At 28.9% G+C, this 14,778-nt stretch carries 8 protein-coding genes; 1 reads left to right on the forward strand and 7 read right to left on the reverse strand.

The features are described 5' to 3' along the window. Nucleotides 1–75: 75 nt before the first annotated feature. From glf to Q0138_RS05880, 3 genes are all read right to left on the reverse strand, one after another. Complete coding sequence (gene glf, locus Q0138_RS05870) at nucleotides 76–1,176, reverse strand: UDP-galactopyranose mutase (protein ID WP_297982004.1); 1,101 nt, start codon at nucleotides 1,174–1,176, stop codon at nucleotides 76–78. Nucleotides 1,177–1,650: 474 nt separating this feature from the next. After that, nucleotides 1,651–3,096 carry a glycosyltransferase gene (locus Q0138_RS05875; RefSeq protein ID WP_297982006.1) on the reverse strand — a complete coding sequence of 482 codons (1,446 nt, stop codon included), beginning with the start codon at nucleotides 3,094–3,096 and terminating at the stop codon, nucleotides 1,651–1,653. Between the two features lie 261 nt (nucleotides 3,097–3,357). Then, nucleotides 3,358–3,876, reverse strand: coding sequence for a methyltransferase domain-containing protein (locus Q0138_RS05880; RefSeq protein WP_297982008.1), 519 nt, complete (start codon nucleotides 3,874–3,876; stop codon nucleotides 3,358–3,360). Nucleotides 3,877–4,334: 458 nt separating this feature from the next. Between Q0138_RS05880 and Q0138_RS05885 the strand changes: the two genes are divergently transcribed. Next, entirely contained in the window at nucleotides 4,335–7,064 is a 2,730-nt protein-coding gene (locus Q0138_RS05885; RefSeq protein WP_297982011.1) for a CDP-glycerol glycerophosphotransferase family protein, read from the forward strand. A gap of 96 nt (nucleotides 7,065–7,160) precedes the next feature. On the opposite strand, the gene Q0138_RS05890 is transcribed toward Q0138_RS05885, so the two are convergent. From Q0138_RS05890 to Q0138_RS05905, 4 genes are all read right to left on the reverse strand, one after another. Next, nucleotides 7,161–9,341: a right-handed parallel beta-helix repeat-containing protein gene (locus Q0138_RS05890; RefSeq protein ID WP_297982013.1), complete on the reverse strand. Its 2,181-nt coding sequence runs from the start codon at nucleotides 9,339–9,341 to the stop codon at nucleotides 7,161–7,163. Between the two features lie 297 nt (nucleotides 9,342–9,638). Next, nucleotides 9,639–12,494: a CDP-glycerol glycerophosphotransferase family protein gene (locus Q0138_RS05895; RefSeq protein ID WP_297982015.1), complete on the reverse strand. Its 2,856-nt coding sequence runs from the start codon at nucleotides 12,492–12,494 to the stop codon at nucleotides 9,639–9,641. 142 nt (nucleotides 12,495–12,636) lie between these two features. Further along, nucleotides 12,637–13,449 carry an acetyltransferase gene (locus Q0138_RS05900; protein ID WP_297982017.1) on the reverse strand — a complete coding sequence of 271 codons (813 nt, stop codon included), beginning with the start codon at nucleotides 13,447–13,449 and terminating at the stop codon, nucleotides 12,637–12,639. A 156-nt stretch (nucleotides 13,450–13,605) separates the two neighbouring features. Then, nucleotides 13,606–14,772: an ABC transporter ATP-binding protein gene (locus Q0138_RS05905; protein ID WP_297982019.1), complete on the reverse strand. Its 1,167-nt coding sequence runs from the start codon at nucleotides 14,770–14,772 to the stop codon at nucleotides 13,606–13,608. Nucleotides 14,773–14,778: the final 6 nt, after the last annotated feature.

The raw sequence follows: 14,778 nt of genomic DNA on the forward strand, positions 1-14,778 counted from the left end.
AAACTTGTTTTGACTTATCATATATAAAAATTTAAATAAAAAATATTAAAGAAAAAATAAGAAGTCTTGATTGACTTATTCAAAAGAGTCAACTAGTTTGAGAGCTTCTTCAATTACTTTCCACATATCAAAATATTGGTACATGCCTAATCTTCCACCAAAGACAACTTTTTCTTCTTTTTTTGCCAAACACTGATATTTGTCAAATAATTCAGAATTCTTTTCATCATTTAAAGGATAATAAGCTTCTTCTCCCTTTTCCCAAGTTTTAGGATATTCTCTTGTAATAATAGTTTTTTGGGATTCAGAAGATTCAAAATGCTTATGTTCAATTATTCTTGTAAATGGAGTTTCTGCATCAGTATAATTTATTACGGCATTTCCCTGATAATTTTCCATATCTAAAGTTTCAAATTCAAACTGTAATCCTCTGTATTCAAGTTCTCCAAAGCAATAATCATAATACTGATCAATCATCCCAGTAAAAAGAACTTTATCTGCAATACTAAGCCATTTTTCCTTATCATCAAAGAAATCAATATTTAATCTAACTTCAATCCCCTCTAACATCTTTTCAATGATTTTTGTATATCCTCCAATAGGAATTCCTTGAAAAAGATCATTGAAGTAATTATTATCAAAAGTAAATCTTACAGGTAAACGTTTAATGATAAAAGAAGGCAATTCTTCACATTTCTTTCCCCATTGCTTTTCAGTATAACCTTTAACAAGTTTTTCATAAATGTCTTTTCCAACAAGGGAAATTGCCTGTTCTTCAAGATTTTTGGGTTCAATAATATTTGCTTCACTTTTTTGCTCTTCAATCTTTGCCTTAGCTTCATCAGGATTCTTAACACCCCACATTTGATAGAACGTATTCATATTAAAAGGAAGATTATATAATTCCCCATTAAAATTAGCAACTGGAGAATTAGTATAACGATTAAATTCAGCAAATTGATTAATATAATTCCAAATTTCTTTATTGTTTGTATGAAATATATGGGCGCCATATTTATGGACATTTATGCATTCTTTTTCTTCAGTATAAACATTTCCGCCTATATGATCTCTTTTTTCAATTACAAGACACTTTTTACCTTTTTTATTCATTTCATATGCAAAAACTGATCCAAATAGACCAGAACCAACTATCAAATAATCATACTCAACCATACTATCACAAAATAAATTATTAATTTAAAAATTTTTATAGACTTGATCAGCAGCCAAAACTTCAGAATATTAAAGTATTTACAAAATCCTTTTTTGGATTGAATTTCATTAATTACGAATTTAACATCAAGTCAATAACATGATTATAAATATAATTTTAAAAGTAATATTGTTTTATTTAAATTTTTAAAACTATATGCAGCTAATATTTTTTTAGATTCTCTAGAAACCAAAATTTTAAATATTCATTCAACAAGTATAATTCGGGTCTTATTTATCAAAATTTAATCTATGCTTCATTTTAATCACCGATAATATATTTAAAGCATACTATTTAAATTTAACAATATTAAAGACCTATTTTTTGAAATTATTAAAAATATAAATGTATTTTTTAAAACAGAGCAAAATTATTAGGATAATGAATAAAAATAAGGAAAATTCACAAACCTTTTTAAAAACATTAATTAATCGCTAAAAGAAAGTTCTCATCTTATTAATAAAATTATTTTTAAGCTCATTGTTTTCTTCAACCAGTTCCTTATTTTGTTCTTGAATCAATCGATAATTTTCCTTAATTTTATAATATTCATCAGCAGTTTTCTTTAAATTTTTTAAATAATATTCCAAATCTGCAATTTCTTTAGATAAGCTATCAATTTCTTTATTTTTTTGGCAAATGATATTTTCCTCGCAAATGATATTTTCCTCATAATTTAACATGCTCTCTAAACGCATAATATATAAATTATTGCAATCCTCTTTATGTTTTTTTATATTCAATTGGCTCCTATTTTCATAATCCAAATAATCTTCACCAAATTCTTCCACATTATAGAGATTCTCATTTTTTAAAATTTTATAACTGTCCTCCAAATGAGGATATTTATTTGGATTTAATGATTCCATATCAAAATTATTATGTCTTAAAACAAATTCCTCATAAGTCTTGGAATTGACAATATGAACATAAATTGGAAGGTTTCTAAAACTCATCTGTTCAAATTCATCTGAAGTGATTAAAAGAGATTCAAAGAAGGACTTGATCTTTATGAAATATTCCTCCTTGTAATCTTCCTCCATTGAATTAATCTTAGCATAGAAATGACGGAAGGAATAGTTTAAAAAGTCCAATCTGAATTCATCCATAAAACCATATTCTATAAGGAAGTCCCTCACTCCAATCATGACATCATAAAAAACAATAGATTCCTTTTTATCCATATAGGAGGTTTGAAGTGATGGGTGGCCAGTTTTATTATAATGATAAAAGATTTTTGGACAATAAGCAATTTTTTGTGCCAACAACAAGGACTTTATATGGAACTCTATATCATTAAACATTTTATGCCTTGGAAATTCAATCCCATTATCTTTTAAAAATGAAGATTTGTAAAATTTAGTCCAAATGACACCGAAAAATCCGCTTAAAACCTTATTGTGAACATATTTATAGTTAAAAATAAATGAGCGGTAATCTTCGGAAAAATCTTCAAAATGAATAAAATCCCGAGTGTTTTCTTTAGTTAAATCACCGTCATCATTTTCCAAATACCATCTATTGTCAAATAAAATCAAATCAGCATCAAGATTTTTGGCATGATTATATAAAAGCTCACACATGCTTTCATCAATCCAGTCATCAGCATCCAAAAATACTATATATTCTCCCTTTGCATGATTCAAACCATTGTTTCTAGCTTGTCCAGCTCCAGAGTTTTCCTGTCTGAGAATGATAAAACGTGAATCTTTCCTAGCGTATTCATCTAAAATATCTGCAGAGCCATCCTTAGATCCATCATCCACACAAATAATTTCAATTTCCTTTAAACTTTGATTAGATGCAGAATCCAAGGATTTTTTTAATAATTCTCCAGGATTATAAACTGGAATAATAATTGAAACCTTTACATCATTCATTTAGTTCACCAAAACTCCACATTATCTTTTTTTGCAATTAAGAGCAAATTCTTTAGTTAAATAATAATAATGATAATAATAATAATAATATAATGATAATAATAAACTGATAAAATAATTCAATAATAAAATAATGAAATAATCAAATGCTAAAATAATAAAAATATTAAATAAAAGCTAAAATAATTTAAAAAAATAATAAATAAAAAAAATATTAAAAATTATTAATTTTTTAATTTAAGCTTACGGCAAATAAACAAGCTATGGCTTACGGGCAATTAAACAAGCTTCAAAATAGGGTTTTGCTTCAGGATTCTCATCAACAAGCGCATATTCAATCTTGAAACCTATATATTTGGCCAATGCATATAATCCTCCAGTATGGAACCTATAACAGTTGTCCATATGATAATCATGTTTTCCACCAGCAGATGGGACAACAATACATATAATTCCATTAGGCTTTAAAACACGTTCCATTTGACTTAATGTAAGCCAAAAAAACTCCAAATGTTCAAAAAAATGACTGGAAAAAATCACATCATAGGAATCATCCTCAATCTCATACCAATTATAAATATCATGGACAATAATATCTGCCTTTGTGTCTTTCTTATTATCCAAGGAATGATATTCCCAATTTTTTTCATCAAAAATCTTTTTATAATCAAATTCTCCAGTGCTGTCAAATGAAGCCAAATTAAGAATCTTAAGATTTTCATCAGTACTTAAATAATTTTCCTTAAACCATTCAATCTTTAAATAAGAATTTTTATGCATACTTTACCCTTATTGTTTTATATATAATTATATTATCAAGAAACTATTTAAGTTTTTAATAAATAAGTTAAAATCTTTAAAAATCATAGTTTTAATAGTGAATTAGAATTTTAAAAAATGATTTAAATGGCTTTGTGAAATCTATAAAATTTTATAAAAAATTATAAAAATAATTATTTTAAATTCTATAAAAGAAAGTTTTAAAATAGTTTTCAACAGTCCCGTTTAAAAAAATAATTACAACTTCAAAAAAACATAAAAAACCAAAAAAATAAATGAATTAAAAAAATATCACAACTTCAAAAAAAAACATAAAAAACCAAAAAAATAAATGATTTAAATAATTATTTATAGTTTTAAATAAAAAAATAAGATTAAGAAAAATGATTTAAACAAAAATTTTAAAATTATTACTCAAAAAATAAAAAAACAAAAAAAATAATCTAGGGGAATGGATCTTGGAGAAAGGAATTAATGAAGAAAATACAATTGATTTTAAATTTTCTGTAGTAATGGCAATATACAATTCAGAGGATTTTCTAAAAGAGGCAATTGATTCTGTAATTAATCAAAGCATTGGATTTGAAGAGAATATCCAGTTAATTCTTGTAAATGATGGAAGTGAAGACAGCTCTTATGAGATATGTCTAAAATATCAGGATAAATTTCCCAAAAACATTATTGCATTAAGTCAGGAAAATGCAGGACAGGCATCTGCAAGAAATCATGGATTAAAGCATATCAAGGGAAAATACATCAATTTTTTAGACAGCGATGATTATTTTGCAGAGGATGCCTTTGAAAAGGTATTTGATTTTTTTGAAAAACACTATGAGCAAACGGATATTGTATCAATACCAATTTATTTCTTCGGCAGGGAAAGAAACCAACACATCCTAAATGGAAAATTCACACAATCAAGAGTAATTGACTTGACTGAAGAACCAAATAACATCCAGCTTCACACAAATTCATCCTTTATAAAAAAGGAATATTTCAAGGAATTTAATTTCCCTACAAATGTAATATTTTCAGAAGATGTGATACTGGTAAATAAGATATTGCTTATTAAAAAAACATTGGGAGTCCTAAACACCACCCAATATTATCTTAGAAAAAGATTTGATGAAAATTCCACAATCGATACTGTAGTGTTTAAAAAGGAGTATTATAATGAAAAATTAAGCAATTATTTTTTATACCTCATTAATTATGCAAAGGAAAAGGAAGGGGAAATACCTGAATTTTTATTATATGCCTTGGCTTATGATTTGCAATGGATTTTTGAACAGGCCGAACTATCCATTTTAGATGAGGATGAAAGGGAAGACTTTTTCAAATACTTAAGGGAGATTCTGGATTATATACCAAGTCATATGATTTTAAATAACCAATACATTAAAAATCCATTTAGAAGGGATTATTTCTTATACATGAAGGAAAATGATTTGCATACTGAAATAAATGAAAACAATAATGTTTTATTGAAAGTGAATGATTTTACAATAGACAATATTCAAAACCATAGGATTTGGTTTGACATCATTGAATTTGATGGCGATTATTTAAATATGTCCGGATTATTTAATAGCCTATACGATATAAAAAACATTTCAATTGAAGCAATAAAAGAAAGTGAAAACCTAAAAACAGAAAGATACATAGGAGAATATGCAAGATATACCTCCAGAAGGGATATAAAATTTTTCTCAGAGACTTTCCAATTCAGAAATAATTTTGACATAAGGATTCCAATAAAAGAGAATGAAATTTCCCAAATAAGAATTAGAATCAACTATCACAAGGACGGGAATAACAGGAACTTTGATGAAGACAATATCGTATCAAACTATTTGGATCTTGACTATCAAATCCATGCCAAAATGTCTAGAATAAGCAACTATAAATTTAGAAAATCCAATATAATCTATTTTGACAATAATGTTTTTCATTTAATACCATATTCCTATAAGAATCTTCTGAAGAAAGAGTATTTTTCCATTAAAAACATTTTTAATAGTAAATCCTATGGATATAAATATGCCATCATTCTCAGATTAAGTTACATACTCACATATATCCCTTTTAACAAGTTCGTCAAAAAAGATAAAGAGATCTATTTATTTGAAGATAGAGTCGATAATGCTGATGACAATGGAGAACACCTCTTTAAATATGCAATGACTATTGAAGATAATGTAAAAAAATATTTTGTCCTATCCAAGGACAGCAAGGATTATGAAAGACTATCCAAAATAGGCAAAGTTTTAAGCCATGGATCATTTAAACATAAAATCCTCACTTTTCATGCAGATAAAATAATATCCTCACATCCATATGAAAGTGTTATTAATCCATTCTACGATTCCAGAAAAGACCAAAGAGCACTCTATGCAGGTTTGCTTAATTATAAACTCTATTTCCTCCAACATGGAGTAACCCTTGGAAACATATCATCATGGCTTTCCAAATTCGATAAGAATTTATCATTGATTACAACTGTTTCCCTAAAGGAAAAAGAATCCTTTTTAGAGGAAGGGTATAACTATGATGAATCCATAATTCAAACACTGGGATTTCCAAGATATGATAATTTAAAAAATAATCCGAATAAACAAATCCTGATTATACCTTCATGGAGAAGGTATTTAAGAACAAATAAGGAAAGATTTTTAGCATCAGATTATTATAAAGATTTAAATTCCTTATTGAATAATGAAAAATTAATGGAAATTATTAGGGAAAAAGGATATAATATAGTTTTTAAAGCCCATCCTGAATTAAATAGAACTATTGGAAACAGTGATGAGCGATACATTGACCTATTAAAAATACCTGATGAAATTTACATATCCCAAAATGAGTCATATCAGGAACTCTTCAATAATTCTTCCCTAATGATTACTGACTATTCATCAGTATTCTTTGATTTTGCATATCTTAAAAAACCTGTAATCTATTATCAAAAAGAGGAAGATTACCATTATGAAAAAAGCTATTTTGATATTGAAACAATGGGCTTTGGAGACATAATCAAAACAGAAGATGCATTGATTGAAAAAATTGAATTCTATTTAAAAGAGAATTGTCAAATGGAAGACAAATATAAAAATAGGGTTGAAGACTTCTTCAAATATAAAGATCAAAAGAACTGTAAAAGAGTTTATGATTGGATAAAAGAGAATTGATTTTTAAATTAAATATTCTCAAATAATATGCTTTTTTTAAAAAAAAGAAAAATAAATAATGATAAAAAACTTATCATCACTTATTTAATTATTAAATTATTTAATTACAACACTTTGTTTTTTAGTAATTGCCTTATAGGTATTGTCTCCTGCAAACTTAGCAGTGTAGGAGAAAGTTCCTTTTTTAGTTAAAACAATTTTAATAGTTGCAATACCTTTTTTATTTGTTTTTGCAGAATAAGTCTTTTTATTAACAGTTATGCTAATTTTTTTACTTTTAAGAGCAGTTTTACCTGATTTTAAAGTAACTGCAATTTTTTTAGTGGCAGCCTTTTTAAAGGTGTATTTCTTAACAGTCATGGCTGTGGTCAATGGTTTCAATACAAGTTTTCCATTCTTGCTTACAGCGCTGTAAGTTTTATCTCCAGCAAAACTAACTGTATAAGTATAAGTTCCTTTTTTAGCCAAAGTGATTTTTACACTGGCCACACCCTTTGAATTAGTGGTAGCTGTATAAGTCTTACCATTAACTTTAAAGGTGACTGTTTTACCGGATAATGCCTTTGTACCTGCTTTTAAAGTTGTGCTTAATTTTTTAGTGCTGGCAGTTACAGAATAGGATGTAGTTTTAGCAGTTAAACTGCTTGCTGTTGCACCATCCCATCTAACGGTGCCGCTGGATGCAAAACTATTGTCACTTACTGTTGCTCCAGCACCGTTTCCATAAATGTCGGCACCTGCATTAGCCTTGTTACCACTGAAACTATTGTAAGTTACACTGGCAGAACTGCCTTTAATCAAGAAAGCGCCGCCTAAACTTGCTGCAGTATTATTGGCAAAATCATTATGACTTACTGAAATGCTATTACCTAAAAGGTATGCTGCTCCACCACTGGTTGAAGAGGAACCTGCCTTAGAACTGGAAATATTATTGTAACTAAGTTTTGAACTGTTTCCTTCAAGATAAATGGCTCCTCCACTTCCGGAACAGCTTGCAGAAACTATAGTATTATAGGAGATAACTGCCTTATTGCCTTTAATATTGATGGCTCCGCCATTTGAGGATACAGCCTTATTGTTTTTAAAGGCATTATTGCTAATGGTAATTGCAGTTCCCTCTGCATAAATGGCTCCACCACTCTTTTTTGAATAATCTCCAGTAAAACTGTTGCCCTTAATGATTATGGTATTGGAACTTGCACCAGCAACCCTTATTGCACCACCAAGAGCACTAGCATAGTTTTTAGAGAAAACATTATTTGAAACAGTATTATTTTGACAATTAATACTAATTGCACCACCATAAAGGGAAGTGTTGTTAGTAAATGTATTGTTATCAACAATATTTCTTAAACCATTGCTTTCAACGGCAGTGCCTTCAACATCAATTGCACCGCCATCACGGCCAGCATAATTATTTTCAAAAATATTTCCTTTGATTATATTGTCATTACCTAAGGCATTGATAGCCCCACCAAGACTGTCAGTAGCCTTATTGTTTTTGAAAACATTATTTTCAAATAAGGAATTGCTTCCCTGTAAACGAATAGCTCCACCACTGCCCTTTACAGTATTTGAAATAAAAATGCTGTTAGTCACTACATGATTATTGTTTTTTAAGAAAACCGCACCTGCAATGGATCCATCTGCAGAATTATTCTTAAAAGTACAGTTGCTAATGGTGAGATGATTTCCAGAAGCAGAAATGGCTCCTGCACCGTCATCCTTATAACCATTTAAAAAGTTAATGTCACTTAACACCACATTATCTGCAGTAATTGAGAAAATTCTTCCGGATTTTTTAGCGTCAATTGAATGTCCATTTCCAATGATTGAAATGGATTTGCTGATTGTAATTCCATTAGTTGTAAAACCGGAATTATAATTATAATCCCTATCTAAAACTATGCTGGAATTTTCCTGAGCACTGGAAATGATATTTCTTAAGTCATTGAAAGTTCCAGGTTCAAAAACTGTAGTTTCCTCTTCATTTGAAGAAGTGTCTGTTTCATTACTTACTGTATCCAAACCAGTTCCATCTCCATCACTTGAACCAGTTTCGCTTTCTCCAATATTATTTTCATTATCAGTATTATTATCTTCAACAGTTTCATCATTATTGTTGCCATCATCACTTAGGACAAGGTCATTGCCACCATCATCCTGAGTTAAATCAGCATCATTTGCAACTGCTCCAGTATCATCTGCAGAAACAAATGAAATTGATACAAAGAACAAAATCAACAATAATGAAATTATTTTTAAATTTAATCTCATTTATTCACCACATATGTTTTATTATAAATATTTTAGTTTCAATAATATAAAAAATTTATCTAAATTAACTATAAACATAATTTTATATCTTATAAAAATAACTTAAATCATAATCTAATAAAAAAATGATCTCCAATAAAAAAATAACCTAAATCATAATCTAATAAAAAAATGATCTCCAATAAAAAATAACCTAAATCATAATCTTATAAAAATGACTTAAATTAATTATTTAATAATTTAAATGCTTAAAATTAAATTTATTGAATAAATTATATATGCTTTAAGTAAAAATCATCAATGGTTTAATATCCACTCATAAACCCTTTTACAATTATTATCATCTATAAACTTAAAGAAATCCTCAACATTTTCCCTAAAATTATCTTCCATTTCAAAATCATTGCTTATATAAAATTCAATCTTATCAATCAAATCGCTTTCCTTTTCAATCACTTCACCAAAGCCCATTGAGCCATAATCAAAATAACCCTTATCATAATGATAATCCTCATTTGCCTGATAATAAATCACAGGCTTTTTAAGATAGGCAAAATCAAAAAAGACTGAAGAGAAATCAGTTATGAGAAGAGAGGAATTTTTGAATAAAACTTGATACGAACTATCCAAATCCACAATTATCTCATCATTTAAATTAAAATAGCTCAAATAATCCATCATCTCTGCATGGGGCTTAAATATTAACTTATACCCTTTTTCTTTTAAAATTGAAAATAATCTTTCATTATTTAAAAAACTATTTAAATTCCTAAAGTAATCTGAACTTAAAAAAAGATTCCCCCTCTCCAAATCCTTTCTCCAAGTAGGCATGAACAGTATCTGTTTGGAATAATTATTCCTATTTTCACTCAAAAGATCTTTAAAGGCATAGATGTTTTCATTCAATAGATTATCAAATCTAGGAAAACCTAAAACAGGAATGATGCTCTCATCATAATTATATCCCTCATTTAAGAAGGATTCCCTTTCCAAATCTGAAACAGTGAGAATCAAGGAAAGATTATTATTGTATTTTTTAACAAATTTGGAAATGTCATCCTTAGTTACACCATGTTGCAAAAAGAGTCTTTCTGCAGTGATTAAACCGGAATACAATTCCTTATTATCATGTTCATAGAAGGGATTAATGAATTCCTCATTAGTGTAAGAGGAAATGGCCTTTTCAGCGAATAAATATAAAATCTTATGCTTTAGGGATGCAAATGACAAGACATGTGATGAAAAGTCTTTTTTATTATTTTTTGCCAAACCCTTCATATATTCAAATGATTTGCTGTTTCCATTTACTGCAAAATACTTTTCAACATTATCATCTTGCCCCAAGGCATAATCAAATAAATGTTTTGCATTATCATCCGCAAAATCTGTCCTGTCTGAGAAAATCCAAATTCTCCTATTTTTATAAAATGGATATAAAATATAATAAATCAACTTCACATAAATCGAATTTAGATAAAAGTTTGGCTTATCCTTTAAAATTCTTTTAAAATTACTGAATTCGTAACGAATCATAGAAAAATAACTATAAGGAAGTATATGGAGTTTTAAATCTTTTAAAAGAACAATATAATCCTCTTTTGAAAAATAAGCACTGTATTTAGATAAACCAAGATTATGATTAAGGCCAAGCAAGAGTTCATAGGAAGCGGATATTTCACCGTCATCATAATCTATGAAAAACTCCAAATCACTGATTTCCCCCTTGTTTAAGGGAATGCTGACATCAAAATTGAAAAGGTATATCCAGTCATAAGTCAAATATTTGCGAGTATTGCGTTCAGGGGTATTGTATTTGATTTTTTTAGAGTGAAACTCTTCAACTGAATTTGAATTGTATTTGATTTTTTTAGAGTGAAACTCTTCAACTGAATTTGAACCTTTAGCATCAACGGCCTTTTTAAGAACCCTTATGGAAAAATTATTATCATTAAAGTTTGATATAAACATTCCGGAAATATTCAGATTATTATTCTTGATTTCAACAATGTCCAGCCATATTCTATGAATGTTTAATCTGTCAATGGAATAATCTCCTGTTTTTAAAACAAGGAAATTGTCTTCCAAAAGGACATATTCCCTATTTGAAAAGGATTTGCTACCTGTCTTTAAGGAGTCATTGTTATATAAGAACATGAAAAATGACTGGGAATCCTTTTCCAGATTCTCATTATCAATTATGACACTTTTATCAATATGGCTTAAAACCTGATACAAAAGATTCCAAAACTCATCTATCGCCTTATTTGAATCTATGCTTAAGTCAGACCCTTCAGCTTCGCCTTCATCTTCTCTTAAAACATCAAGATCAGGTGTTTTCAGCAACCATTGAAGGTCATAGGCAAAAAGATATTGTATAAACTTAGGAACTTCCCCTTCAGTTTCAATGCAATAGTCAATCAAAACCTTGTAAAAGTCCCTTAACCTGTCTGTAAAATACTCTTTTTTAGTACTTGCAGAGTCAACTGTAGAATCCCTTGCAGTCCTTTGCCTATAAAAGTATTCGCAGCTACTTACAACACCAAGTCTCTTCTTTTCAAGCAAAATTTTATTTATCAGCAAGGCATCCTCAAGATTAACCAAATTTTCATCAAATCTTAAATCCCCAATGGATTCATATTTTATGAAAGCGGAGGATGATGATAGAATGGGATTGTTTGCCTCAAGACTTAAATCAATTACCCTAGTTCCCAAGTCAAACTTATTGTTTAATCTGTGGGGACCATTTCTTCTCTCAAATAGTGTCATTGGTATTGCAAGTATATCTATATTTGATTCATTTTTTTCAAAAAAAGTATAAACATCATTTAATGCATTTAGTGACAAATAATCATCACTGTCTAAAAAATTAATGTATTTTCCTTGAGCGTATTTTAAACCTAAGTTACGTGCACTTGCCTGACCGCCGTTGGTTTTTCTAAGTGCAATTATATTGTTTGGAAACTTGTCCTGATATTCAAGTGAAATCCTGTATGAATCATCACTGCTGCCATCATCAACTAGAATCAGCTGAACATTCTCTTCAAAACCGATTGACTGCTTGACAATGGAATCAATGGCTTCATTTAAATAATCCTCAACATTATATACAGCCATTATAATTGAAAATTTAAATGAAAATTGATCTTTGCCCATAAAAACACCTTAATCTTAAAAAAAAGAAAAAATGAATAAAAATTAACATTTTAAAATTTTAAGGTTTAATTGCAAACCTACCATCAAACAATTTAAAATTTTAAGGTTTAATTGCAAACCTACCATCAAACATTTTAAAATTTTAAGGTTTAATTGCAAACCTATTTTTTCGCTTATTTTTAATAAATAACTTTTGAATAAACTCCAATCTCTCCTCAACCGCCAAATCCTTTAAAATCTTATCTAAATCATCCATTGACAATGTTTCATTACTTGCAAAATCATAGATAAAAGTATCATTCTTGTATACTGCAGTATTTTCAGTATCCTCTGGAGTGAATGTTCCCACAAAATTCTTTGTAAAGAAAACATCTCTTTTAATTACTCTTGCAGGATTTCCAACCAGATAAGTGTTTGATTCAATAATATCCAATGGAGGAATAAAACTTTGAACTCCTATAATCGCTCCAGACCCGATTTTTGATCCTCTTGAAATATAAGTGAAATGATCTATCCAGACATGATCTCCAATAAAAATACTTTCAGAGTGGTTTACCCTTTGGAAGCTGTTAGAATCATAAATCGGATAGGTGTCAATTGTTCTTAATGTAACATTGTTTCCTATTACATTGTCTTCACCAATAATTACATTTTGCCTTTCCTGAACATTAATGCTTAATGGAGCTCCCAAATCATTGTTTTTTCCAATGAAAATTGTGGAATTGTTGCGGATGTAAACCTCCAGAACATAATCCTTATCAGTATAGGACAGGAATATGATGGAATTGTTTCCAACAAAGTTAATATGTGACTTTTTTAATTTTATACCTGAATCACAGAATAAAATATTGTTAAATCCATAAAACTTAATTTCAGAGTTTTCTAAATCTATATCCCCAATTATCTTATTTTCCACCAAATTATCAATGTCATTTGAATTTTTCACTGCTTCCATAAAAATTCAATCCCCTAAAACCATTTTCATAATCAAATAAGAATAAAATAAAATAAAATAATATAAAATAATATAAAATAAAATTAAATATTGGATTTAATTAAATAAATCCAAAACAATAAAAAATAATAAAAAATAAAAAAATATCAGAATGTATTATCTGAATCGGATATTCTTCAATTGTTCCTTATCAGCCTTTTCAGCATCCTTTAGATAATTATTGCAAACCTCATTAACTTCTCCAATTTCTCTCACTCGTCCCTGATCTATCCAAATGGCCTTGTCACACAATTGTCTGATTTGAGGAATGGAATGGGAAACGAGAATAACTGTAGTTCCGGAATCCATTAAGGAACGAATCTTGTCACTGCTTTTCTTTTGGAAATTTACATCCCCTACACCAAGAACCTCGTCAATGATTAAAATGTCAGGCTCTACAATGGTAGCTATTGAAAATCCTAATTTTGCCAGCATTCCTGAAGAGTAATTCTTAATAGGGAAATCTATAAAGTCCTCAAGCTCTGAAAATTCAACAATTTCATCAAACTTGGACTGTAAAAATTCCTTGCTGTAACCAAGAACAGCACCATTCAAATAGATATTTTCCCTTCCGGAATAATTGTGATCAAAACCTGCGCCTAATGCAAGCAAAGGAGAAATCTTACCGTAAGTTTCAACTGTTCCCTCCTCTGGAGGATAGATTCCGGTTATCACATTGAGCAAGGTACTTTTTCCTGCACCATTATAACCGATAACCCCTATTTTCTCTCCCTTGTAAATTTCAAAGGAAATATTTTTTAAAGCCTGGAATCTTTGTTTTTCGGCCTTATTACGTTTAAGAGTACGGATAAAAAGTTCCTTTAAATTATCAATTTTATCATTTGCAACATCAAAGCTTAAGGAAACGTTGTTTACAACAACGGATAATTCCCTATCCTCTTCATGAATAATATCAGATATTAATGAATCAACATCATTAGACTTTTCCGCAGAAGTGCTTTGCGAATCTGAATTTTCAGTTTCCAATTCAGAACCTGTTTCTGAATCATCAGCAGAATCATCTTCAAGCTCTTCGCCTATAAGGTTAGAAATTAAGGAATCAACATCTGTAGCTTTAAAATCATCATTTTCATCCTCTTCAATTGAAGAGTCGGGAACACTCTCTTCCACAGATTCTTCAATTTCACCACCTGAAGAATCAACATCAGCGTCTAAAGAAGAATCCAAAACATCATCAACCCCAGAATCAACATCATCAACTAAAGAAGAATCCAAAACATCATCAACCCCAGAATCAACATCATCAACTAAAGAAGAATCCAAAACATC

Source organism: uncultured Methanobrevibacter sp. (genome assembly GCF_937906425.1).
In the GTDB taxonomy this organism is placed as follows: Archaea; Methanobacteriota; Methanobacteria; order Methanobacteriales; family Methanobacteriaceae; genus Methanobrevibacter.